The sequence below is a fragment of the Streptomyces kurssanovii genome (assembly GCF_040677245.1).
Taxonomy (GTDB): Bacteria; Actinomycetota; Actinomycetes; order Streptomycetales; family Streptomycetaceae; genus Streptomyces; species Streptomyces kurssanovii.
The window spans coordinates 1-22,281 of the sequence record NZ_JBFAQK010000083.1; the positions used below are offsets into that span (position 1 = coordinate 1).

At 71.9% G+C, this 22,281-nt stretch carries 23 protein-coding genes; 10 read left to right on the plus strand and 13 right to left on the minus strand.

Translation table 11 applies throughout. The features are described from left to right. Positions 1-147: 147 nt before the first annotated feature. Both AB0K36_RS32675 and AB0K36_RS32680 read right to left on the minus strand, forming a co-directional pair. A complete protein-coding gene (locus AB0K36_RS32675; protein ID WP_364601129.1) occupies positions 148-1,065 on the minus strand; it encodes a sirohydrochlorin chelatase in 918 nt (305 codons plus the stop codon). A 72-nt stretch (positions 1,066-1,137) separates the two neighbouring features. Continuing rightward, entirely contained in the window at positions 1,138-2,148 is a 1,011-nt protein-coding gene (locus AB0K36_RS32680; RefSeq protein WP_364601131.1) for an N-acetylglucosamine kinase, read from the minus strand. Between the two features lie 340 nt (positions 2,149-2,488). On the opposite strand from AB0K36_RS32680, the gene AB0K36_RS32685 reads away from it, so the two are divergent. Beyond that, positions 2,489-3,166 carry a uracil-DNA glycosylase gene (locus tag AB0K36_RS32685; protein WP_005320481.1) on the plus strand — a complete coding sequence of 226 codons (678 nt, stop codon included), beginning with the start codon at positions 2,489-2,491 and terminating at the stop codon, positions 3,164-3,166. Between the two features lie 33 nt (positions 3,167-3,199). On the opposite strand, the gene AB0K36_RS32690 is transcribed toward AB0K36_RS32685, so the two are convergent. Then, the gene (locus tag AB0K36_RS32690) at positions 3,200-3,640 is read right to left on the minus strand and encodes a MarR family winged helix-turn-helix transcriptional regulator (RefSeq protein ID WP_364601133.1); all 441 of its coding nucleotides are present in this window, start codon (positions 3,638-3,640) and stop codon (positions 3,200-3,202) included. A gap of 151 nt (positions 3,641-3,791) precedes the next feature. On the opposite strand from AB0K36_RS32690, the gene AB0K36_RS32695 reads away from it, so the two are divergent. After that, entirely contained in the window at positions 3,792-4,445 is a 654-nt protein-coding gene (locus AB0K36_RS32695; RefSeq protein WP_364601163.1) for a maleylpyruvate isomerase family mycothiol-dependent enzyme, read from the plus strand. 10 nt (positions 4,446-4,455) lie between these two features. Here the strand turns inward: AB0K36_RS32695 and AB0K36_RS32700 are convergent, their stop codons facing one another. Together AB0K36_RS32700 and AB0K36_RS32705 are read right to left on the minus strand one after the other, a co-directional pair. Further along, entirely contained in the window at positions 4,456-5,541 is a 1,086-nt protein-coding gene (locus tag AB0K36_RS32700; protein ID WP_364601135.1) for a WD40/YVTN/BNR-like repeat-containing protein, read from the minus strand. 537 nt (positions 5,542-6,078) lie between these two features. Then, positions 6,079-7,158, minus strand: a complete 1,080-nt coding sequence (locus AB0K36_RS32705) for an NADH:flavin oxidoreductase/NADH oxidase (RefSeq protein WP_364601137.1) — start codon at positions 7,156-7,158, stop codon at positions 6,079-6,081. Between the two features lie 203 nt (positions 7,159-7,361). On the opposite strand from AB0K36_RS32705, the gene AB0K36_RS32710 reads away from it, so the two are divergent. Then, on the plus strand, positions 7,362-7,712 hold the full coding sequence (locus AB0K36_RS32710; RefSeq protein ID WP_229835067.1) for an ArsR/SmtB family transcription factor: 351 nt from the start codon (positions 7,362-7,364) through the stop codon (positions 7,710-7,712). 109 nt (positions 7,713-7,821) lie between these two features. Here the strand turns inward: AB0K36_RS32710 and AB0K36_RS32715 are convergent, their stop codons facing one another. Both AB0K36_RS32715 and AB0K36_RS32720 read right to left on the minus strand, forming a co-directional pair. After that, positions 7,822-9,195, minus strand: a complete 1,374-nt coding sequence (locus tag AB0K36_RS32715) for an FAD-dependent oxidoreductase (protein WP_364601139.1) — start codon at positions 9,193-9,195, stop codon at positions 7,822-7,824. Between the two features lie 155 nt (positions 9,196-9,350). Further along, positions 9,351-10,016: a DUF305 domain-containing protein gene (locus AB0K36_RS32720; RefSeq protein WP_435877986.1), complete on the minus strand. Its 666-nt coding sequence runs from the start codon at positions 10,014-10,016 to the stop codon at positions 9,351-9,353. Between the two features lie 181 nt (positions 10,017-10,197). On the opposite strand from AB0K36_RS32720, the gene AB0K36_RS32725 reads away from it, so the two are divergent. Next, positions 10,198-11,709: an LVIVD repeat-containing protein gene (locus AB0K36_RS32725; RefSeq protein ID WP_364601141.1), complete on the plus strand. Its 1,512-nt coding sequence runs from the start codon at positions 10,198-10,200 to the stop codon at positions 11,707-11,709. Here the strand turns inward: AB0K36_RS32725 and AB0K36_RS32730 are convergent. The 5 genes from AB0K36_RS32730 to AB0K36_RS32750 all read right to left on the minus strand — a co-directional run bounded on the left by AB0K36_RS32730 (position 11,685) and on the right by AB0K36_RS32750 (position 15,587). Beyond that, a complete protein-coding gene (locus tag AB0K36_RS32730) occupies positions 11,685-12,338 on the minus strand; it encodes a TetR/AcrR family transcriptional regulator (protein ID WP_364601143.1) in 654 nt (217 codons plus the stop codon). The two genes, AB0K36_RS32725 and AB0K36_RS32730, sit on opposite strands and share 25 nt — an antisense overlap. 152 nt (positions 12,339-12,490) lie before the next feature. Beyond that, on the minus strand, positions 12,491-13,201 hold the full coding sequence (locus AB0K36_RS32735; RefSeq protein ID WP_364601145.1) for an HAD family hydrolase: 711 nt from the start codon (positions 13,199-13,201) through the stop codon (positions 12,491-12,493). 19 nt (positions 13,202-13,220) lie between these two features. Then, on the minus strand, positions 13,221-13,952 hold the full coding sequence (locus tag AB0K36_RS32740) for a phosphatase PAP2 family protein (RefSeq protein ID WP_364601147.1): 732 nt from the start codon (positions 13,950-13,952) through the stop codon (positions 13,221-13,223). 32 nt (positions 13,953-13,984) lie between these two features. Continuing rightward, a complete protein-coding gene (locus AB0K36_RS32745; RefSeq protein WP_364601149.1) occupies positions 13,985-14,920 on the minus strand; it encodes a M56 family metallopeptidase in 936 nt (311 codons plus the stop codon). A 115-nt stretch (positions 14,921-15,035) separates the two neighbouring features. Next, on the minus strand, positions 15,036-15,587 hold the full coding sequence (locus AB0K36_RS32750) for a DUF5134 domain-containing protein (RefSeq protein WP_364601151.1): 552 nt from the start codon (positions 15,585-15,587) through the stop codon (positions 15,036-15,038). Between the two features lie 218 nt (positions 15,588-15,805). Here AB0K36_RS32750 and AB0K36_RS32755 point away from each other — a divergent pair, with 218 nt between their 5' ends. Beyond that, positions 15,806-16,357 carry a GNAT family N-acetyltransferase gene (locus AB0K36_RS32755; protein WP_364601153.1) on the plus strand — a complete coding sequence of 184 codons (552 nt, stop codon included), beginning with the start codon at positions 15,806-15,808 and terminating at the stop codon, positions 16,355-16,357. 66 nt (positions 16,358-16,423) lie between these two features. On the opposite strand, the gene AB0K36_RS32760 is transcribed toward AB0K36_RS32755, so the two are convergent. After that, complete coding sequence (locus AB0K36_RS32760; protein ID WP_189469802.1) at positions 16,424-17,107, minus strand: glycerophosphodiester phosphodiesterase; 684 nt, start codon at positions 17,105-17,107, stop codon at positions 16,424-16,426. A gap of 388 nt (positions 17,108-17,495) precedes the next feature. On the opposite strand from AB0K36_RS32760, the gene AB0K36_RS32765 reads away from it, so the two are divergent. The 5 genes from AB0K36_RS32765 to AB0K36_RS32785 all read left to right on the plus strand — a co-directional run bounded on the left by AB0K36_RS32765 (position 17,496) and on the right by AB0K36_RS32785 (position 22,109). Next, positions 17,496-18,893: a DUF6421 family protein gene (locus tag AB0K36_RS32765; RefSeq protein ID WP_364601155.1), complete on the plus strand. Its 1,398-nt coding sequence runs from the start codon at positions 17,496-17,498 to the stop codon at positions 18,891-18,893. A gap of 26 nt (positions 18,894-18,919) precedes the next feature. Further along, positions 18,920-19,675, plus strand: coding sequence for an SDR family NAD(P)-dependent oxidoreductase (locus AB0K36_RS32770; RefSeq protein WP_364601167.1), 756 nt, complete (start codon positions 18,920-18,922; stop codon positions 19,673-19,675). After that, positions 19,654-20,739, plus strand: coding sequence for a threonine aldolase family protein (locus AB0K36_RS32775; protein ID WP_364601157.1), 1,086 nt, complete (start codon positions 19,654-19,656; stop codon positions 20,737-20,739). The genes AB0K36_RS32770 and AB0K36_RS32775 overlap by 22 nt, the downstream gene beginning before the upstream one ends. Before the next feature lie 80 nt (positions 20,740-20,819). Further along, entirely contained in the window at positions 20,820-21,395 is a 576-nt protein-coding gene (locus tag AB0K36_RS32780; protein ID WP_364601159.1) for a transglutaminase-like domain-containing protein, read from the plus strand. A 21-nt stretch (positions 21,396-21,416) separates the two neighbouring features. Continuing rightward, a complete protein-coding gene (locus AB0K36_RS32785; protein WP_364601161.1) occupies positions 21,417-22,109 on the plus strand; it encodes a B3/B4 domain-containing protein in 693 nt (230 codons plus the stop codon). The last annotated feature ends 172 nt before the right edge of the window (positions 22,110-22,281 follow it).

Here is a 22,281-nt window from a genome sequence, read left to right on the forward strand (position 1 = left end):
ACTTTGGTGACGGCCGGCCCGAGGGGAGCGTGAGCTGGGGGACGACGACGGTCTGGGCGGCGGCGCTTGGGGGCGACTCATGTCGCCCGGCACGGGCCCTGTGCGCTGCGGAAGCTCCTCGTCGGCCGTGACCGCCGCCCGGTGGCGTCAGTGGGGCGGCGTCCCGGGCTGCGGCGCGATGCCCAGCGCGGTCGTGTACTGCGACAGGACCAGCTTGCCGATAGCCGGGTACGCGCCGAGCGCCTCCGCGGACGCGCATCCCGCGTCCTTCGCGGCGGCCTCGAGCAGACCCTCGGGCAGCTCCGGGCCCACCAGGTACGGGGCGAGGGCCAGCTGCACCGACCCGGAGCCACGCAGCTGCTCCGCGATGGCGGCGACAGAGCCCTCCTCGTCGAGCGCGGCGGCCATCACCGGCACGGCCAGGCGCGCGGCGAGCAGCATGCCGGTGATCCCCGCGGCCTGCACCGCTTCCTCGCCGCCCACGGTGGCCAGGATGATGCCGTCGGCGGCGGTGGCCACCGTGAACAGCCGGGCGCGGTCGGCGCGGGCCAGCCCGGCCTCGGAGAGGCGTACGTGCACGGCCTCCGCCAGCAGCGGGTGCGGGCCGAGGACGTCGGTCAGCTCCGCGGCGGCGCGGCTTTCCATGACGGCCTGGCGGACGCGGCGCATCAGGGCGTTGTCCGGGCCCGCCAGCAGCGGCACCACGACCGCGGCGGGTCCCTCGGGCGCTGCCACCTCACGGCCGGCGGCCTTGGCGATCTCGTAGCGCTCGGCACGCCGGGCGGCGGTGTGCGCGAGCACGCTCTGCAGCGTGGCGTACTCGGCGTCGTCACCGTCGAGGTAGCCGATGGCGACGTCGAGGCCGGGCAGCTCGGACCGGGCGATGCTTATGACCTCTTCGGCCAGGCTGCGTGTGGTCGGCGACGGGGCGCCGGGCACAGCGAGCACAAGGGCGGGCGCGCCCTCGGGAGCCGCCACGGGCTCCGGGCGACGGTGTCGCCCGGACTGGCGGGGTCGCGGCATTCGTACAGGCAGGCCGGGTGCAGGCCCAGTGGAGGAGCTCATGGCGCCGCATGCTACTGGTTTTGCCTGAGCGGCTGTTCGGGGAGGGGGCGGACGAGCGTCATCTGTCCCGGTTTATCCGGTGGGGTTCTCGTGGTCGGCCCGCACCCCCGTCCCACCTGGGACGTAGAGCATGGTCGGATGCGCCGGAAGCCGCAGTTCACCGGCCGCGAGAGAAGCCGCGAGGCGTAGCGCCCCGAAGAGCGGGTCGCCGTCCGCCGGCATCTGGCGGGCGTGCGGCAGTTGCCCCGCCAGCTCGGCCCGCAGCGGGCCGAGCAGCGGCTCCCCGAGCTTCAGCAGCCCGCCGGTCAGAGCGACCTCGCAGCCCTCCGGCACCTCGTCCGCCGGAGGGCAGACAGCGGCGGCGGCCTCCGCGATGTGCGCCGCGGCCCGCTCGAGGATGCCGGCGGCCACCCGGTCGTGCCCGGCGCACCGGCCGACCTCCGGTGCGAAGGAGGCGAGCACCGCGGGCCGGTCCGTGCGGGGGTAGACCATCCCCGGCAGCTCCGCGGCCGGGCCGAGCGTCGACTCCATCCGCTCCAGGAGCGCGGCCGAGCCGCCCCGCCGGCCGTCGTGGGCGCGCAACGCCGCCTCGAGTCCCGCCCTTCCGATCCAGGCGCCGCTGCCGCAGTCGCCGAGCAGGTGACCCCAGCCGTCGGCACGGCGCCAGGACGTCAGATCGGTGCCGAGAGCGATCATCCCGGTGCCTGCGGCGACCACGGCCCCGGGTCTGTCGCCCAGCGCGCCCGCGTACGCCGTGACCGCGTCGGCGGCGAGGCCCAGGCGATGTACGCCGAGCTCGTCGGCCAGCGCGGCGGGCAGTTCGGCCCGCAGCCGGCCGCCGAGTGTGGCCATTCCCGCCGCGCCGATCACCACGGCGGACAGCCGGCCGGCCCCGGCCTGCTCCATCAGCTCCCGCACCATGGGGACCAACTGCTCCCGCATGTGCCCGGCGTCGATACCCGCGCCGCCGGTGCGCACCGGCTCGCCGGAGAACGCGGTCCGCGCCCGTTCCGGCCGCGTGGCCTCCGCGAGCGCCGCGCGCAGTCCGGAGCCGCCCGAGTCCACACCCAGCACCCAGCTCACGGCAGCCGCCGGTTGAAAGGACGGGCGCCTTGACGCAGCAACAGCACGTTCACGCGACTCCAGGACGAAGCGGACCGGCAACGACGGCGGCAGCCTATCCGCACGGCCGGCATGTCGGGGCGTGGCGGCGGGGGTTGGGGCGTCGCAGCGCGGGCGCGCGACCGGTGGAGTGCTGGGCCGGCCACGCCACGGCGGCCTCGTCGGCGGGCGGAGGCCGGAACACGGTCGTGGGCGGGCGCCGGAGCACGGTCGCGGGCGGACGCGCGTCGACGGGTCTCCGCCGGGCGGGCACTCCGCCACCGGTCGGAGGGCACTCTGTGGGCCGGTAGAGTGACGGGCCGTGGCAGCACGACCGTTGAGTGAACTTGTGGAGCCCGGATGGGCCGAGGCGCTGCGTCCCGTGGCCGGGCGCATCGCGGCGATGGGTGACTTCCTGCGCGCGGAGATCGCGGCAGGCCGTACCTATCTGCCGGCAGGGCAGCATGTTCTGCGCGCCTTTCAGCAGCCCTTCGACGAGGTGCGCGTGCTGATAGTGGGTCAGGATCCGTACCCCACACCGGGAATGGCGATCGGACACAGCTTCGCGGTCGCCCCGGAGGTCCGATCGCTGCCGGGAAGTCTGGAGAACATCTTCCGGGAGCTGCACACGGACCTCGGCGTGGACCGGCCGTCGAACGGCGACCTCACTCCCTGGACCCGTCAGGGCGTGCTGCTGCTCAACAGGGCGCTGACCACGGCCCCTCGCAAGCCCGGGGCGCATCGCGGCAAGGGCTGGGAGGAAGTGACGGAGCAGGCCATCAGGGCGCTCGCCGCCCGGGGCAAGCCGCTGGTGTCGGTGCTGTGGGGGCGTGACGCCCGCAATGCCCGCCCCCTGCTGGGCGACCTGCCGGCCATCGAGTCCGCGCACCCCTCGCCCATGTCGGCGGACCGGGGCTTCTTCGGCTCACGGCCCTTCAGCCGCACCAACGAACTCCTGCTCCGCCAGGGGGCCCAGCCGGTCGACTGGCGGCTCCCGTAGGGAGGCGCTTTGCGCCCGCGGGCTTCCTGGACGTCACGCGTACGGGTCGGTGATCTCCCGCAGCAGGGTCAGTGCCTGGCGCAACTGCGTCATCCGGCGCTTGCCGAGGTGGGCCTCCCATTCCTTTTCGACCTCGGCGACCACGGCGTCGGCGACGGTCTTGGCCGCGTAGGCCCGCTCGGCGCCGCAGACCAGCCTGGCCCGCTTGTCGGTCGGGTCGGGAATCCGCTTCACATAGCCGGCCTTCTCCATCTGGTCGACCAGGAAGCCGGCCGTCTGTTTGGTGACCTGGGCCTGCTCGGCGAGGTCGGTGAGCCGCGTGCCGTTCGGACCGATGCGCTGCATGACCCTGGCCTGGGCGGGCGTGAAGTCGTCGAAGCCGGCCTGGCGCAGCGCGGCGAAGATGCGGTTCTCCAGCGCTCGGTACGGGATGAACAGGAGCAGGCCCGTGTTGAGTTCGCTCTCCGCCACCATGGCCCGCCACCCACCCTTCTCGACAACGCGGACAGCGTCCGAGGCCGTCCGACACTGCTCGCCGTGTGCACGACCCGGTGCTCGCCGATGCTTGACGTTGGTCAGGGTATCTGACTAATTTGGTCAGAGAAGCTTACCACTTGAGTAGGTGGTGATTCCCGTGGGTGCCGTGCTGGGTACGGACGAGCGCTGGCAGATCATCGACCGTGAGCGGGCGAGCCTGGCCGACCTGCTGGAGGAACTGAGCCCGAAGGAGTGGGAGAAGCCCACACAATGCGGCGACTGGCGGGTGCGGGACGTCGCCGCCCACCTGACGATCGCCGCACGCTTCTCCTACGCGGCGGTCCTGCGTGAATTCGTCCGCGCCCGCGGTGACGTCGACCGCATGATCCACGACAGCGCGGTCCGTGAAGGGCAACTGCCCGTCGCCGAGATCGTCGCCAACCTCCGCTCGATCATCGGCTCCCGCCGCGTCGCGCTGAGCACCACTCCGCGCGAGGCGCTCATCGACATCCTGGTGCACGGCCAGGACATCGCCCTGGCGCTGGGCCGGGAACGCACGATGCCCGTGTCCGCCGCGGCCGATGCGGCGGACCGGGTATGGACCATGCGCTTCCCGCCCCGGCCCTGGCCGCTCCCCAAGGCCCGCCTCGTCGCCACCGACACCGACTGGGCCCGCGGCGCGGGGGAGGAGGTCCGCGCGCCCGTCTCGGCGCTTCTCATGCTCCTCACCGGTCGCGCCGGGCACCTCCTCCCTCCGCCGCACCCCGGCGCCGGCGATCGAGAAGCCTCGGGACGGCCGTGAGTGTGGCGCGTCAATTCATGACGGCCGCCCGCACGCACAGCACGTCCGGCAGGTGTGACGCGAGCAGCTGCCAGCTGTCGCCGTCGTCCGCGCTCGCGTACACCTCGCCGTTGCGGTTGCCGAAGTAGACGCCCGCCGGGTCCGCGTCGTCCGTGCACAGGGCGTCCCGGAGCACGGTGCCGAAGTGGTCGCCCTCGGGCAGGCCGGCCGACAGCGCCTCCCAGGTCTCGCCCGCGTCACTGGTGCGGTAGACGCGGCAGCGGCGTTCGGCGGGGACACGGTCCGCGTCGGCGGTGATCGGGAAGACGTACGCGGTGTTCGCGCGGTGCGGATGGGCCGCCATGGCGAAGCCGAAGTCGGACGGCAGCCCCGCGCCGATGTCGGTCCACTTCGCCCCCGCGTCGTCACTGCGGAACACGCCCCAGTGGTTCTGCAGATACAGACGGTCGGGGTCGACGGCGTCCTGCGCGATCTTGTGGACGCACTGGCCGAACTCCGGGTTCGGGTCGGGGAGGAAGACGGCCGACACGCCCTGGTTCGACGGGGCCCAGCTCTCCCCGCCGTCACGGGAGCGGAAGACCCCGGCCGTGGACACGGCGACGGTCACGGCCAGCGGGTCCCTCGGGTCGGTGATCACGGTGTGGACGGCTTCGCCACCGCCACCAGGCACCCACTGCGAGCGTGTCGGATGCTCCCACAGCGGCCGGACCAGCTCGAAACTGTCGCCGCCGTTCTCCGAGCGGAAGAGCGCCGCGGGCTCGGTGCCCGCGTAGACCACGTCCGGGTCGGCGTCGGTGGCGGGGTGCAGCTGCCAGACCCGCTCCAGCGACGCACCCGTGTCCTGGGGGAACTTGACCGCCGGCTTCTCCGGCTCGATCCAGGTCTTCCCCAGGTCGTCGGAGTGGAACACCGAGGGGCCCCAGTGGGCGCTGTCGCCGCCGACCAGCAGCCGTGGGGCGGCCCGGCGGGTGTCGATGCCGATCGAGTACACGGCCTGCGCGTTGAAGTGCGGGCCGCTGAACTCCCAGCTGCCGCCGCTCCTGCGGCCGATGAAGAGCCCTTTGCGTGTGCCCACGGTGAGAAGAACATCGGTCATGACCTGCTACCTCCAGGACGCCTTTGTCTCGGTTGTGGGCCAGTCTGCACCCGACCACCGACAGTGGCCCGCAGGACGCTCTCGGCGCAGGTGGGCGCCCGTCACCCAGGCCGGCCCGGCAATGGAAGTGCAGACCGCCGGCCGGACCGGAACTCATCGGTGGGGCGGAAACCAGCGCACATCCGCCGGGCCCGCGCCGCGCCCCGGCGGGAGGCCGGTGGCGCGGAGGCGCGTCCACGGCGGCAAGGGCGTCCGCGCGGGCCCGACAGCGGACCGTCGTCCGCAGACGCAGTCGTCCACCGCCTGCCCTACGGCGCGTTCGGTCTCCCGCTCGGTCCGAGCGGCCGCTCGGGCGGCCTCCTGCTCGGCCAGAGCGGTCGCGCCGGCCCGTGCTGCCGTGGACCGTCGTCCGCAGACGCAGTCGTCGGCCGACTGCGTCTGCGGCGCGGACCGCCTCCGGCTCGGACGGAGCGGCGGCGGCGCGGGCCGCCCCGCTCAGACCGAGCGGCCGAGCGGCGGCCAGGGCCGCGCCCCCGCTCAGACCGAGCGGTGGTACTGCTGCGGCACGTGCACCTCGCCGCCGAGTTCGCGCGCCGCGTGGCGGGCCCATGAGGGGTTGCGGAGCAGCTCGCGGCCGAGCAGCACCGCGTCGGCCTCACCGTTCGCGAGGATCTTCTCCGCCTGCTCCGCTTCGGTGATCAGGCCGACCGCGGCCACCGGCAGGCCGGTCTCCGCCTTGACCCGCGCCGCGAACGGAACCTGGTAGCCGGGACCGGTGGGGATCCGCACGCGGGCGGCGTTGCCGCCGCTGGAGACGTCCAGGAGGTCCACCCCGTGCTCCTTGAGCAGGGAGGCGAAGCGGACCGTGTCGTCCGGCGTCCAGCCCCCTTCCTCCAGCCAGTCGGTGGCGGAGATCCGGAAGAACAGCGGCAGTTCCCCGGGCCAGACGGCGCGTACCGCGTCCACGACCTCCAGCGCGAAGCGCACCCGGTTGTCGAAGGAGCCCCCGTACTCGTCGGTGCGGTGGTTGCTGTGCGGCGACAGGAATTCGCCGATCAGATAGCCGTGCGCGCCGTGGATCTCGGCGACCTTGAACCCGGCGTCCAGGGCGCGGCGGGCCGCGTCGGCGAACTGCCCGACGATCTCGGCGATCTGCGCGCCGGTCAGCTCGTCCGGTACGGGATGCCCCTCGGCGAACGGGATCGCGCTCGGCGCCAGGGGCTGCCAGCCGTGCTGCTCGGGGCCGACCGGCTCGCCGCCGTTCCACGGCCGGTCGGTCGACGCCTTGCGTCCGGCGTGGGCGATCTGGATGCCGGGCACCGTGCCCTGGCTCTCGAGGAACGCGGTGATCCGGCGGAAGGCCGCGACCTGGGTGTCGTTCCAGATGCCGAGGTCGGCGGGGCTGATGCGCCCCTCGGGGCTCACCGCGGTCGCCTCGACGAGGACGAGTCCCGTGCCGCCGGCGGCACGGGCGGCGTAGTGGGCGAAGTGCCAGTCGCCGGCGACACCCGCGTTCGGGCCGAAGATCTCGGCGCTGTACTGGCACATCGGCGCCATCCAGGCGCGGTTGGGGATGGTCAGTGACCGCAGGGTGAAGGGCTCGAACAACGCGCTCACGGCGGGCTCCGTTCGGGAGAGGGACCGGTGTACTCCTCGTACGATAGACACCGTAGTACGATGGAAGTCAAACTACGAGGGATATCGAACTACGAGAGTCGTCGAATGCCGAGCGGGAACCCGGCCCGGGAGGGGAACCATGAGAGGCGTCGAACTACGAAGGGCCTCGTACCATGGACCTCCCCGGACGAAGCGGAGCCGTCGTGACCACCGTGACCAGCCCCCGAGTGCTCGCCCACCCCGGCCGCGACGAGATCCGGCTGGAGAACGTGCTCCATGCCCTCGCCGACCCGATGCGACTGCGTGTCGTGCGTGAACTCGCGGCCGGTGAGGCCGACCTGACCTGCTCCGACATCGAGCTGCCGGTCACCAAGTCGACGACCACCCACCACTTCCGCGTACTGCGCGAGAACGGCGTGATCCGCCAGACCTATCAGGGCACGGCGAAGATGAACGGCCTGCGGCGGGACGACCTCGAAGCGCTGTTCCCGGGCTTGCTCGACCGGGTGCTCGAGGCGGCGGAGGCCCAGGACCGTCGCCTCGCCCACGCCTGACCCGATTTCGCGAGGCACCGGACGGGACCGGTGCCCGGCGCCGTCGAAGGCACCGGACGGGACCGGTGCCCGGCGCCGTCGAAGGCCCCGGACGCCCTGGCGACAGCCGTCAGCGCCCGCCCTCGCCGGGGCCGCCGGAGCCTGCGCCCCGCGCCGCCCCGAGCAGCCCCGCCCAGTCGGGGATCTTGACCGGCGGCCTGCCCAGTGCGCGTCCCAGCGCCGCTTCCGCCTCCTCGATCGCCAGCCACCCATGCCACCGCACCGGTTGTTGCCCCAGGGCTCGGAGTCCGGCTTCCGGATCCGCGACGACCGGCCGTCCCACCAGCGCCGCCGCGTCCTCGAGCAGGGAGTTGACGGTCTCCTTCGCGCACGGGCGGTTCGTGCCGATCACGCCGTTGGGTCCGCGCTTGATCCATCCCGCCACGTACTCGCCGGGCGAGAAGCGGCCGTCGCGCAGCACCCGTCCCGCGGCGTTCGGCACCACTCCGCGATCGGCGTCGAACGGCAGCCCCTCCGTCGGCACGCCCCGGTAGCCCACCGCGCGCAGCACCAGCTGCGCCTCGATGTCCTGGTACGCGCCGGTCCCGCGCACGCCGCCCGTGCCGTCCGGCTCGGTCCGCTCGAAGCGGACGCCGCCCACGCGTCCGTCACGTTCCAGCAGTTCCACCGGCCGCAGGAAGAACCGCACATGGATCCGGCGCGGCCGGCCCTGCGGCGGCCTGGCGGCCCACTCCCGTACGACGGTGAGGTTGCGCCGCACGATCGCGGGCACGGCGGCCGGATCCGCGTACGCCGTCTCCAGCGCGAGATCCGCTGGGTCCACCAGGACGTCCGCCGAGGGCAGCGCGCCCAGCTCCCGCAGCTCCTTGGTGGTGAACTTGGCGCCCGACGGTCCGCGCCTGCCCACCATGTGCACGTCGCGCACCTGGCTGGCCGCCAGCGCCGCCAGTGCCCGCTCCGGGACGTCCGTCCCGCGCAGTTCGTCCGCGCCCCGGGCGAGGATGCGTGCCACGTCGACCGCCACGTTGCCCACGCCGATGACGACCGCCGCCCGCGCCCCGAGGGCGAAGGCGTCCGGGGCCGCGTCGGGGTGGGCGCTGTACCAGGAGACGAAGTCGGTGGCCGAGTGGCTGCCCGGCAGGTCCTCGCCCGGGATCCCGAGCTTGCGGTCCCTGGCCGCGCCCACGCAGTACACGACCGCGTGGTAGAGCTCCAGCAGCTCCGCCGGACCGAGGCCCGCCCTGCCGACCTCGACGTTCCCCAGGAAATCGATCCGGTCGTCCTCGAGGACCGCCCGCAGGCTGTTCTGCAGCGACTTGATCTTTTCGTGGTCGGGAGCCACGCCGTAGCGCACGAGCCCGTACGGGCAGGGGAGGCGGTCCAGGATGTGCACCCGGACATCGGGCACAGCGGTCTGCCCGACGAGGGCCTGCGCGGTGTAGACCCCGCTGGGACCCGATCCGACGACGGCGACGCGAAGCACGTGGCGCTCCTTCCCGCAGGGGGATCTCCAGCATCGCACCGGAGCGCGTCCCTGGGGAGGCTTGCGCCCCCGCGTCCTTCCCGGCGCGCCGCGAGGGCCCCCGGTCCGCCGGGCCCGCCCCTGCGCCGCGGCGGAGAGGCGGGCCCGGGGCCGTGTCACATGTTCTTCATCCGGCCGATCTCGGCGGTCTGCTGCGCGATCACGTCGTTGGCCATCTCCTCGACCAGGACGTTGTTCCCGTCGGACAGCACCTCGGCGGCCATCGTCACAGCGCCCTGATGGTGGGTGATCATGAGCTTCAGGAAGAGCTCGTCGAAGGCGCTGCCGTCGGACTCGCGCAGCTGCTTCAACTGGGCCTGCGTGGCCATCCCGGGCATCGCCCCGTGGTCGTGCCCGTGCGCGCCGTCCTTCTTGGGGCCGCCGTTGTTCGTGAGCCAGCCGCGCATCGCGTCGATCTCGGGCTTCTGGGCCGCGGATATCCGCTCCGCGAGCCGCTTCACCTGCGCCGACTCGGCCCGCTGCGGAGCGAGCGCCGTCATCTGCAGCGCCTGCTCATGGTGTTCGATCATCATCTGCGCATAGCCGAAGTCGGCGGAGTTGGGGCTGTCGTCGGGCAGTGCGGCGGCGGCCTCCTCCGCGGAGAGCGTCCTGGCCGGCTCTCCGGGCTTCCCCGGCGCCACCACCGAGGGTCCGCCGTCGCCCGCCGCCTTTTTCGGGCCGTCGGACTCCGACTGGCATGCGCCCAGGGCCAGTACGGCCACGGCGACCGCCACGGCCACGGCCGATCTGCGCGGACGCGCGGTACGGGGGCGGTTCAACACGGGTGACCTCCTGGGAACTCGGGCCTCTTTGGACGGCCGCCTTCACTTACTGCGCACGTGTCACCGGTCAGAAACCTTGATTACGTCCGTGTTGCCATCTGTTGAGATGTGCATGCTAGGGAAGATACTGCCGGGGTCCGTGAACCGTTCAACCACGAACGGATACCAGGGGAGGACCGCAGTGATCCTGTTGCACACCACCCGAGTGCGACGCAGACGACTGGGTGTCGCCGCGGCGGCGGCCGGACTTCTCGCCACCATGCTGGCGGCGGGCCCGGCGGCGGCGGTTCCCGATCCGGGAGACGCCACCGTCCGCGAGAGCATCTCGGCGAGCGAGTCGGCGGAGACCAGGTCGGCGATCCGCGACGGCGAGATACCCGGCGTGGACGAGGTCGTCCACAGCGACAACATCGAGCACGTGACGAACATCCCCAAGGCCGCGCTCACCGGCACCAATTCGGACCTGGCCTTCCAGGGCAGGTACGCGTTCGCCGGCAACTACGACGGCTTCGTCATCTACGACATCAGCAACCCTGAGCGTCCGAAGACCGTTTCGCAGGTCCTGTGTCCGGGATCGCAGAACGACATCACCGTCTCCGGCGACCTGCTGTTCCTGTCCACCGACTCCTCGCGGAGCGACAACTCCTGCAACAGCACGTCCCAGCCGGCGACCGAGAAGTCGTCCTGGGAGGGCATGAAGATCTTCGACATCAGCGACAAGAAGAACCCGAAGTACGTCGCCGCGGTCGAGACGGCGTGCGGTTCGCACACCCACACGCTGGTGCCCGAGCGCAGGAACGTCTACGTCTACGTCTCCTCGTACTCGCCGAACGCCGCGTTCCCCGACTGCCAGCCCCCGCACGACGGGATCTCCGTCATCAAGGTGCCGCGCAAGTCCCCGGAGAAGTCGGCGATCGTGAACTTCCCGGTGCTCTTCCCGGGCGAGGGACCCGACGGCGGCGGCAACCCGGGCTCACCCACCAACCCGGGCGTCTCCAAGACCACGGGCTGCCACGACATCACCGTGCTGCCCTCCAAGGACCTGGCCGCCGGCGCCTGCATGGGTGACGGCATCCTGTTCGACATCGAGGACCCGGAGCACCCGCGCGTCATCGACCGGGTCCAGGACAACGTCAACTTCGCGTTCTGGCACTCCGCCAGCTTCAACCAGAAGGCGAACAAGGTCGTCTTCACCGACGAGCTCGGCGGCGGCGGCGCCGCCACCTGCAACGCCGAGATCGGCCCGAACCGCGGCGCGGACGGCATCTACGACATCGCGGGCAAGGGCGACAAGCGCAAGCTGGTCTTCCGCAGCTACTTCAAGATCCCGCGCCACCAGGCCGCGACCGAGAACTGCGTGGCCCACAACGGCTCCCTGATCCCGGTCAAGGGCCGCGACATCATGGTCCAGGCCTGGTACCAGGGCGGCGTCTCCGTGTGGGACTTCACCGACTCCTCGAAGCCGAAGGAGATCGCCTACTTCGAGCGCGGCCCGCTGACCACCGACAGGCTGTCCGGTGGCGGTTCCTGGTCCGCGTACTACTACAACGGCTACATCTACTCCAACGACATGGCCAAGGGCTTCGACGTCCTGAAGATCAGCGACCGGCGCACCGACGCCGGCGCGAAGGTGCGGATGCACGAGCTCAACGTGCAGACGCAGCCGGACTACTTCGACGACTTCGACGACTGATCCGGAATGTGACCGGGTGCTCCGCCGGGCGGGAGACCGTCCGGCGGAGCACCCAGTTCCCAGTCCAGCCCGTACCGCTGGAACAGCTCCGCGCGCAGCCGCGCGCGGGGCATCGGTACGCCGGGCAGCAACAGGGCGAAGACCGCCCCCATCAGCAGCCCGCGCAGCAGGGGATAGTCCGTGTCGACGTCCCGTGATCCGTAGCGCTGCACCGTGTCCCGCAGCAGGGCGGCGAGCCGCTGCTGCTCGGGGCACTGGACGAAGCCGTCGGCCTGCAGGAGCCCCGCCATGTGTGTGCGCATCAGCACGGGGTGCTCGGTCGCGAGACCGAGGATCGCGTCGATGGCCCTGGCCAGCCGCTCGCGGCCGTCGTCGGTGCGCGGTTCCCTCTCCAGCGCCGCCTCGAGCGTGAGGTGCATCAGCCGGTGCACCGCCGACTGCAACAGCTGCCGTTTGCCCGGGAAGTAGTACGAGACGAGGCCCCGGGCGGAGCCGGCCCGGTCGGCGATGTCGCCGAGGGTCGTGGCCTCGTAACCGCGCTCGTCGACCAGCTCCACCGTCGCCTGCAGAAGCCGCTGGCGAGAACGTCGACGAAGCTCTTCATTGACCGATGCGCTTCGCGGGGACATGCTTGGCTCCTGCGTTGACTGGCTCACAGCCAATATACTCAGCGCGTCCCGTCGTCCGGCCCTCGGGGGCCGGGGCCGGCGGGTGGTGCTGCCCGAACCGGGCGACGCGGGGGATCGTCCGGTTCGGGTGGCTTTGTTCTGTTTCCAGTCTCCTACGGCGCGGGCCGTCGGTCGACGAGTCGGAGCACCGGAAGCAGCCCCGCGGGCCGTTCGTCCACCGGTAGGTGGTCCACGAAGTGGACGGCGCAGCCCAGCTCCGCGGCACCGCCGTCGGCGCGGCGGTCGTCGCCCACCATCAGCACCTCCCGCGGATCGCCGCCGAGCCCCTCGCATGCCGTGCGGAACAGCCGGGCATCGGGTTTCTGCACGCCGTGCTCGAACGACAGGGTGTACGTGTCGACCAGCTCCGCGAGGCCGTGGGCCCTGAAGACCGGGCGCAGGTCCCAGCCGATGTTGCTGACCACGCCGACGCCGATGCCCCGTTCGCGCAGCCCGCTCAGCACCTCGGCGGTGTCCGGGTAGGGGCTCCAGGCCCCTGGCGTCATATGACGGTCGTAGAGGGCGTCGTACAGGGCCTCGTCCGGCAGGGGCACCTCGCGCGCCAGTCCCGTGTACGCCGCCCGGTGCCGGTCCATGTCCGTGTCCCGCGCCGCCCACAGCTCGGCCAGGTGGCCGGGAATCCGTTCCGGATGGGCGCCGCCCGGCAGCGCGCCGGCCGCCTCCAACCGCCGGGCGTACCGGTCGAGTTCCTCTCCGGGCAGGGAGGCCCCGTGGTCCCGCAGCACCGCGCGGAGCCAGCTGCGGGCCGACTCGACGCGGAAGAGCGTCCCGGAGAAGTCGAAGAGAACAGTCCTGATCGTCATGCCCTGGATCCTCGGCCGCTCAGTGACCGCGGGACAAGGCCACCCGCCCGTAGGAGGCCACGGCGAGAGCGACGACGCACGCCCCGAGGAGCCAGCCGCCGACCACGTCGGAGGGCCAGTGCACCCCGAGATAGAGCCGGGTGAAGCCGACGCCGACGACGGAGACGGCCGCGACGGCGACGCACCACATCCAGGCGCCGGTGGCCATGCCCCGCCGCCTGCAGAGCCAGAGCAGCAGCCCGCAGGTGACCACGGCGGTCATCGCGTGCCCGGACGGGAACGCCGCGTAGTGCGCCGAGTCGACCGGGTCCGGCCACAGGGGCCGCTCCCGTCCGACGAGGGCCTTCATGCCCTGCTGGAGGCCCGTCCCGAGGGCGCTGGCGAGCACCACCCACACCGCGAGGAGGCGTTCCCCGCGCAGCCACAGCCACACGGCCGCCGCGGCGGAGAGCAGCCGCATGGTCCACGGGTCCCACACCCAGTCGGTCAGTACGCGGTTGACGTGCGTGAACGTCGGCTCCTGCACCGCGGAGGTGTGCAGCGTCTCCACCACCGCCCGGTCGAAGGAGATCAGCGGTGACCAGGTGACGGCGACCGCCGCCAGCAGCAGGGCGGTCAGCGCGGCGGTCACCGCGCAGGTGCGCACGCACAGGACGTTCGCCCTGGTCGCCCGTTCCGGCTGCGCGGTGCGGTGGGTGGTGTCCTTGGCGCGGTGGGGGGCGGAGGGGTCCGTGGGGCGGGGGGAAGACATGAACAAATCCTGTCTTCTTCGCGGCCGTACGGCTATCCCAGCGCGCGCAGTCCCGGTACGAAGGCCACCAGCAGCGGAACCACCGGGACCAGGGCGGCGGCCGCCGTCAGCCGCAGCCGGCGGGCGGGCGTGAGGCGGGGCACCGGGGTCAGCAGCCTGTTCACGCGCTGCGGCAGCTGCGCCCCGGGTGTGGGGCAGGGGCCGAACACGCCGCGTTCCTCGTTCAGTTCGACCAGGGCCAGCGCGATCGTCAGCCGGCCGAAGCGCCGTGAGGCGACGTCGTCGGCCGCCAGCTCGACCAGCCGGTGCATCTCGTCACGGAACGCGGCGAAGACCGGGATCTGCGGAAAGCCGTTGGCCAGCGCGGCCGAGCAGTGCAGCAGCCAGTCGTGCCTGGCCCGTGCGTGGCCCTGCTCGTGCGCCAGTACCGCGTCGAGCTGGCGGCCCTTCAGCCGCCGCAGCGCCGCGGTGGTGATGACCAGCTGGGGCGCCGCGCCGGGCAGCCACCACGCGTCCGGCCGTTCGGCCTCCAGGACGACCAGGGGCTCACTGCCGGGGACCTCGTCCGGCATCAAGGGGGAGCGCACGAGCAGCTCGGCGCGCTGGCGCTTGCGCCGGGTGTGCGCCCGGTGGATCTCCCGCGCCAGCATGGCCCCGGTCCACACACCGCCGCATGCCAGGATCACGGCGAGGGCGGCGGACCATGTCTCGTTCGCCCCGAGCGCGTACGCCTCGGCGACACCGTGCGGCGCGGACGCGAAGACGTGGCCCCGCACCAGCTGCCAGGCGGCGGCGGCGCTGAACGTCATGGAGAGCGCGAACGACAGCAGCACGGCGCCGACCACGCACTGCCACACCCACAGGGCGACGACGGGCTCGCGCTCCGGCCAGTCGGCACGCGACACGAGGCGCGGGGCGACGACGGCGGCCAGTGCGCCGAGCAGCAGCAGCGCGAGCGAGACCATCATGGGGGCAGCCTATGAGCGCGGAGCTACTTGCGGGTATGCCCGTGCGCGTCAAGTGACGCACGCCACGGCGGGGATGCGGCGGCCCGGTCGGCCCCCCCCCGCACGGCAGCGCCCGTCACAGGGCCAGCAGCATCACCAGCATGGCCGTCGCCATCGAGACCCGGCAGGCCGGCACCAACTCGGGCCGCGAACCGGCCGGGTCCGCCACCGGGACCGTGCCGCCGCCCACCGGGGCGAGCGGTACGAGCCGGGGGCCGGAGCGCAGCACGTATCCGGCGAAGTAGAGGAGAAGCACGCCGGTGACGAGCGGGACGCCGCCGGCCGTGTGCGCCCCGTGAGCGCCCGCGCCGGCCATCGCGGCAGCCATGTAGACCATCGCGAGGCAGCCGACGGCATGGTGGAGATGGCGTCCGCCGTTCCCGGCCGGCCGCACCGCGTGCACCGCCGCCGCTCCGAACACCACCGCGTACACCACCCAGTGCCAGCTCGGCAGGGTAAGCGCGGTGGCGGGCACGGCCATCGCCGCCATGCCCAGTCCCATCAGCGCCTCGCCGCCCGCGGCCCTTCTCTCCGGTCCTCGGCAACCGCGCATCCGGATCAGGCAGTACGAGCCGGTCGCGGTGCACAGCACCATGAGCAGCCAGCCGGACATCGCGGGTCCGTGCACGGCGTACCTCCCCCTTCGGCCGGCCTCGGCGGCGGTCGAGGAGTCGATGCCCCACCTCCCGTCCCCGTACGCGAGCGCACGGGGGTATCGGGGGAGTACACGGAGGTGCGAGGGGAGTGCGGCGAGCGCACGAGAGCTCACGCCGGACCGGCTCGGGGCGTCCGCGCTGACCGGGTTACTCTCGTGCCGATCGCACCCCGTTGGAACGGAGCCACTCCATGGACACCGCCCCGCCCAGGGACTCTGCCGAGCTCACCTACCGTGACGCGGCCGAGGCCGACGTACCGGCTCTCGTCGCGCTGATCGAGTCGGCGTACCGCGGGGAATCGAGCCGTGCGGGCTGGACCTCGGAGGCCGACATCCTCGGCGGGCAGCGCACCGATCCGCAGGGAGTGCGCGAGGTCATCACCGCCCCCGGCAGCCGACTGATGATCGTCGAACGGGACGGGCAGCCGGTCGCCTGCTGCCAGCTCGAGCACCGCGGCGAGGCCGCCTACTTCGGCATGTTCGCGGTCCGCCCCGATCTCCAGGGCGCAGGTCTGGGCCGCAGGATCATCGCGGAGGCGGAGCGCAGCGCACGCGAGACCTGGGGCGTGGCGGAGATGCACATGACGGTGATCTCCGTACGTGAGGACCTGATCGCCTGGTACGAGCGCCGCGGCTACCGCCGTACGGGCCGGATGACCCCTTTCCCGTACGGCGACGAGCGGTTCGGCATCCCACGGCGCGACGATCTCGCCTTCGAGCTCCTGGTGAAGGCCCTCGCCTGAGCGGCCGGACCCGGGCGCGCCCGCCGGCTCCATGGCGGGGCCGGCGCGCGCGGGAGCGGGCGGCCGTCAGGCCGTGAAACGGCCGGTGCGCCGGATCTCGGGGAAGTCGGTAGTCGCGCCGTCGAGCTCGAGGGCGCGCACCAGCCGCAGATGCTCCTGTGTGTTGACCACCCAGCCGATCACCCGCAGCCCCTCGGCGTGCGCCGTCTCGACGGTCTCCAGCGTCAGCCTGCGGATGTTCAGCGCCAGGGCGTGGGCGCCGACGGCCTTCGCCCGGTCCGTGATGTCGGCGCCCCAGCGGCTGGCGATCAGCGCCGTGCGCACCCCGGGCACCAGGGCCGAGATCTCGGCGATCGCGTCGTCGTGGAACGAGGAGACCTCGACCCGGGGCACCAGGTCGCGCCTGTGCATCACCTCGGCCAGCGCGCGCGCCGCGGCCACGTCCTTGATCTCCGCCTGGAGCGGGCACCGCACGGCGTCGAGAACCTCTTCGAACACCGGCACCCGCTGGCCGCCGCCCGCGTCGAGCTGGCGCAGCTCGGCGAGCGTCATCTCGGCGATCGAGCCGCTCCCGTCGGTCGTGCGGTCCACGTCGGCGTCGTGCATGACGGCGAGCGCGCCGTCCTTGCTCAGATGCAGATCGAGTTCGATGGCGTCCATGCCGGCCTGCTCGGCGCGGACGAAGGAACGCAGGGTGTTCTCCGGCTCGACGCCCATGACCCCGCGATGACCGATGGTGAGGAAAGTCAAGATTCTCTCGCTTCCGTCGACGGCGGCTCCCGCGGGACGCAGCCCGGCGCCCGGCGGTACCGAGGCAGCCTAACGGCCCCTCCCGGAGACGGAACCGCTCGCGCGCGGGGTGTCCGGAAGCCGCACACAGACGGCGTCAGCGGCCTGCGGACCGCCGGGGCCGGGACCCCTTCACCCCGCGCGTGGGCGCGTCCTTCAGGAGCTTGACGCGGACGTACCCCGCCGGCCCTGGCAGGGCACCGATGCGGCCGCCATGAGCGCCTGTCACCGCAAAAACTGCGGCGATCATGGGGGTCGCACAGGATAATTTCCCTCGCCCGCACTTGTGGGGGAGAACCGCGCATGGATACGGTGTCTTGACGCGAGGTTCTCCTGTGGAGGAAGTGACATGACGGAAATTCTTGTGCAGGACGTGGCTGCAGGGGGCATATCCCACGCCGGCCCGGTGGTCGGCCATCCGAGCTGGACGTTGCTCAAGAATGCCGTCGAAGAGATCCGCCCCTGGCAGTCCAAGGACGGCTCGATCGACTTCGACGCTGACGACGCGCCCTCCCGCACGGAAGCGGAGGCGGCCGTGGAGCGTGTGATCGGCGCGGTGGAGGACCTCTCCCCGCTGCTCCCGCACGACGCGGCGTACCACCGTGCCCTCGTCGCCGACCTGCGCAAGTGGGCCGACGCGGGCTTCACGGTGCCGGACTTCCTGGACTCGCTGCTCGCCTTCCAGCCGGCCGCCTCCCGCGAGGACGGACTGCGGCACCTGGTCGTCTTCCCGATGTACACGCAGAACGGCAACCCCGACCGCAACCTCGAGGCGGTCGTCCTCGCGATGGTGTGGCCCGAGTGGCTCGCCGAGCTGGAGCGCACCCGCTACGACAACCCGCTGTTCTGCGGCATCACGTTCGAGGACTTCACCGCCGGTTACGACACCAACTCCGCGGTGCTCTTCCCCGAGACCATCGCCGTGCGCGAGGCGCCCGAGCGCTTCACCTGGGGCGGCATCTTCTGCGACCGCGAGGCAGCACGCTTCCGCGCCGTCACGGAGGAGGCCGTACGGGTCCTCGGTCTTGAACTGCCCGACGACATCCGGGAGATGGTCGCCGACCAGAAGCGGTGCGAGCAGGCCTTCGTGCTCTGGGACATGGTCCACGACCGCACCCACAGCCACGGTGACCTGCCCTTCGACCCCTTCATGATCAAGCAGCGCCAGCCGTTCTGGATGTACGGCCTGGAGGAGCTGCGCTGCGACCTCACCGCCTTCAAGGAGGCCGTGAAGCTGGAGGCCGAGGGCAACCCGCACGGCCGTGACGTGCAGTACGCGGTGCTCTTCGACCGCATGTTCCGCTTCCCCGTGACCGGCGACCGGGTGCGCAACTACGACGGCCTCGGCGGCCAGCTGCTCTTCGCCTACCTGCACAAGCACGACGTCGTCCGCTGGACCGACAACACCCTGAAGATCGACTGGGAGCGTGCCCCGCAGGTCACCAACCAGCTCTGCGGCGAGATCGAGAAGCTCTACCGCGAAGGCATCGACCGCCCGAAGCTGGTCCACTGGTTCGCCGCGTACGACCTGGTCTCCACCTACCTCGCCCCGCACCCCGGGTCGCGCTGGGCCAAGGGTCCCGACGCCCTCGACCTGACGCTGCCGCCTCGTAAGCTCGTGGATGACGTGCTTCCGGACGAGTTTCCGCTGAGCATGTTCTATGAGGCGCTCTCCAAGAAGCTGAAGAACGTGATCGCCTCGACCAAGGGGATCACCGCCGCTTCCGCTCCGGGGGCTGCCGCGTGAGCTCTCGAACCGAGGAGGCGACCAGCATGGACACCAACGGCAGTGGGGCCCTGGAAGGCGCGGTGATCGCGGTGGCCGGCGCGGCCGGTCCCGCCGGCCGGGCCACTCTGCTCCGGCTCGCCGAGGCGGGCGCCGTCGTCGTCGCCTCCGACGCGGACGCCCAGCGGCTCGCCGAGGCCGTGGACGCGGCCAGGTACGCCCACGGCGGAGCCACCGTCACCGGCGACACCGTCGACCTGCTCGACCTGGGCGCCGCCCGGGAGTGGGCCGACAAGACCGAGAAGGAGTTCGGCCGGATCGACGGACTGGTCCACCTGGTGGGCGGCTGGCGCGGCGGCGCCTCGTTCACCGAGACCAACCCCGCCGACTGGGAGCTGCTCGAGAAGCTGCTGATCCGTACCGTCCAGAACACCTCGCTCGCCTTCCATGACGGTCTGCTGCGCAGCGACAAGGGCCGCTACCTGCTGATCAGTGCGGCCGGGGCGAGCAGGCCCACGGCGGGCAACGCGGCGTACGCGGCGTCCAAGGCGGCCGCGGAGGCGTGGACGCTGGCCCTCGCCGACTCGTTCCGCAAGGCGGGGGGCGAGCAGGGCCCGAAGGCCGCTGCTGCCATCCTGGTCGTCAAGGCACTGGTGCACGACGCCATGCGCGCCGAGCGTCCCAATGCGAAGTTCGCGGGCTTCACCGACGTGACGGAGCTGGCCGACGCCATCGCCGGACTCTGGGGCCGCCCCGCTCAGGAAGTGAATGGACAGCGTCTGTGGCTGACCCCCGAACCGTAAAGACCGACGCACGACGTCACCACGACCCGTCCGTGCGCGGGTTCGCCAGCGACAACTACGCGGGTGCCCACCCGGAGATCCTCGCCGCGCTCGCCCTCGCCAACGGCGGCCACCAGGTCGCCTACGGCGAGGACGAGTACACCGACCATCTCCAGCGTGTCGTCCACAGCCACTTCGGCCCGACGGCCGAGGCCTTCCCGGTCTTCAACGGCACCGGCGCCAATGTGACCGCGCTCCAGGCGCTCACCGATCGCTGGGGCGCCGTGATCTGCGCCGAGTCGGCCCACATCAACGTCGACGAGGGCGGCGCGCCGGAGCGCATGGGAGGGCTGAAGCTGCTGACCGTGCCCACGCCGGACGGCAAGCTCACGCCCGAACTCATCGACCGGCAGGCGTGGGGGTGGGACGACGAGCACCGGGCCATGCCGCAGGTGGTGTCGATCACCCAGAACACCGAGCTGGGCACCGTCTACACCGTGGACGAGATCCGCGCGATCGTGGCCCACGCCCACGGCCACGGCATGAAGGTCCATCTCGACGGGGCCCGGATAGCCAACGCAGCGGCTTCGCTGAACGTGCCGATGCGTGCCTTCACCAACGCCGTCGGGGTCGATGTCCTGTCCTTCGGCGGCACCAAGAACGGCATGCTCTTCGGCGAGGCGGTCGTCGTCCTGAACCCGGACGCGGTCAGCCACATGAAGCATCTGCGCAAGCTGTCCATGCAGCTCGCCTCGAAGATGCGCTTCGTCTCCGTGCAACTGGAGGCGCTGCTCGCCAAGGACCTGTGGCTGCGCAACGCCCGGCACTCCAACGCCATGGCCCAGCGGCTCGCGGACGGTGTGCGCGCGGTGGACGGCGTGGAGATCCTCTACCCGGTGCAGGCGAACGCCGTCTTCGCGCGGCTGCCGCACGACGTCAGCGAGCGGCTGCAGAAGCGCTTCAGGTTCTACTTCTGGGACGAGGCGGCCGGCGACGTGCGCTGGATGTGCTCGTTCGACACCACGGAGGACGACGTGGACTCCTTCCTCCAGGCGCTGAAGGAAGAGATGGCGCGTCGCCCCTGAGGAGGGCTCTGCTGCATAGATATACGGCCGACCGATAAGTCATTGACTCTCGGTCGGTCGTTTTTCTATGCTCACCGGCCATGGAGTTCATCCAACAAGACCCGGAACTTGCCGCCTATTTGGCGGCTGACGACGTCATCGACCACGACCATCCGGTCGTTCGAGAGGTCGCCGCCGACCTGGCGCGTCAAGCGGCTGATTCATACGTATACGCCCAGGCCGCTTACGAGTACGTCCGTGACGCCGTGCCGCACTCGCACGACACGGGCGACCCGCGGGTCACCTGGCGCGCCTCCGACGTACTGCGGCAGCGCACCGGCATCTGCTATGCCAAGTCCCACGCCCTGGTCGCGCTGCTGCGCGCCGAGGACATCCCGGCGGCCCTGTGCTACCAGCGGCTGGAAGGGGTGGTGCACGGCCTGGTGGCGGTGCGCTTCCATGGAGCCTGGCACCGTCAGGACCCCAGGGGCGGCCGGTACGGCGGGTCCGTGCCGTTCTCCCTGGCGGGGGAGCGGCTGCCGTTCACGCCGCGACAGGAGTCCAGTGACATGGACTACCCGGTACTCTATGCTGTACCGCACCCCATGGTCCTGGAAGCCCTCCGCAAGGCTCCGGACCGGGCGCGTCTGTGGAAGACGCTCCCGACCTCCCTCTGAGAAGTTTCGAGGCAACAGTCGATGACTCTCCGGCTCACCGTGTCCGACGACGTACGCGCCATCGCGCCCGGATTCACCCATGTCGCCGTCGAGGCGCACGGGCTGAGCAACGGCCCCAGCAACGAGGGAAGTTCGGCGCTCCTCGACGAGGCCGCCCGTCGGCTCGCGGGCCGGCTCGGCGGGCGCGCGCCCCACGAGGACCCCGGTATGGCCGCCTGGCGCGAGGCGTACGCGGCGTTCGGCGCCAAGCCGTCCCGTACCCGCAACTCGGCGGAGGCGCTGGCCAGGAGGGCGCTCGCGGACGGTGGGCTGCCGCGGATCAACGTCCTGGTCGACGTCTACAACGCCATCAGCGTGGCGCGCCTGATCCCCGTCGGCGGCGAGGACACCGACCGGATCAAGGGCGGCATGAGGCTCGTCAGGGCCACAGGGCGGGAACCGTTCGTCACCGTGGCGGGCGGCGAGGAGACCGTCGAACACCCGGAGCCCGGCGAGGTCGTCTGGTGCGACGACGAAGGCGTCACCTGCCGGCGATGGAACTGGCGCCAGGGGGTACGCACCCGGCTGACGGAGGACTCGGTGAACGCCCTGTTCCTGCTCGAAGGCATGGGCACCGCGGCGGCCGGCGAGGCGGCGGCCGCCGCCGCCGAACTCGCCGAGTCGCTCGAGAAGCTGAGCCCGGGCGCGCGGATCACCGTCCACGACCCCCGCTAGGGTCTTTCGTTTGGATCAGGCCGGATCAGCGAGCGGGGTCTGGTGCGTGCGATCGCAAGGCGGAGGAGGGAGGCATGGCGGAGCCATGCCGACTGACGACAACGCGGCGTGGGGGCACCTCCCGTGCCCGGAGGGCTACGGGGGAGTGCGTGCCAGGGCCCGCGAGCCCGGC

Excerpts from the sequence above, each read along its gene's own strand:
- AB0K36_RS32675 (WP_364601129.1), bottom strand. The coding sequence starts at position 1,065 with ATGAGCTCCTCCACTGGGCCTGCACCCGGCCTGCCTGTACGAATGCCG.
- AB0K36_RS32690 (WP_364601133.1), bottom strand. The coding sequence starts at position 3,640 with ATGGTGGCGGAGAGCGAACTCAACACGGGCCTGCTCCTGTTCATCCCG.
- AB0K36_RS32700 (WP_364601135.1), bottom strand. The coding sequence starts at position 5,541 with ATGACCGATGTTCTTCTCACCGTGGGCACACGCAAAGGGCTCTTCATC.
- AB0K36_RS32730 (WP_364601143.1), bottom strand. The coding sequence starts at position 12,338 with ATGTCCCCGCGAAGCGCATCGGTCAATGAAGAGCTTCGTCGACGTTCT.
- AB0K36_RS32735 (WP_364601145.1), bottom strand. The coding sequence starts at position 13,201 with ATGACGATCAGGACTGTTCTCTTCGACTTCTCCGGGACGCTCTTCCGC.
- AB0K36_RS32740 (WP_364601147.1), bottom strand. The coding sequence starts at position 13,952 with ATGTCTTCCCCCCGCCCCACGGACCCCTCCGCCCCCCACCGCGCCAAG.
- AB0K36_RS32745 (WP_364601149.1), bottom strand. The coding sequence starts at position 14,920 with ATGATGGTCTCGCTCGCGCTGCTGCTGCTCGGCGCACTGGCCGCCGTC.
- AB0K36_RS32755 (WP_364601153.1), top strand. The coding sequence starts at position 15,806 with ATGGACACCGCCCCGCCCAGGGACTCTGCCGAGCTCACCTACCGTGAC.
- AB0K36_RS32765 (WP_364601155.1), top strand. The coding sequence starts at position 17,496 with ATGACGGAAATTCTTGTGCAGGACGTGGCTGCAGGGGGCATATCCCAC.
- AB0K36_RS32770 (WP_364601167.1), top strand. The coding sequence starts at position 18,920 with ATGGACACCAACGGCAGTGGGGCCCTGGAAGGCGCGGTGATCGCGGTG.
- AB0K36_RS32780 (WP_364601159.1), top strand. The coding sequence starts at position 20,820 with ATGGAGTTCATCCAACAAGACCCGGAACTTGCCGCCTATTTGGCGGCT.
- AB0K36_RS32785 (WP_364601161.1), top strand. The coding sequence starts at position 21,417 with ATGACTCTCCGGCTCACCGTGTCCGACGACGTACGCGCCATCGCGCCC.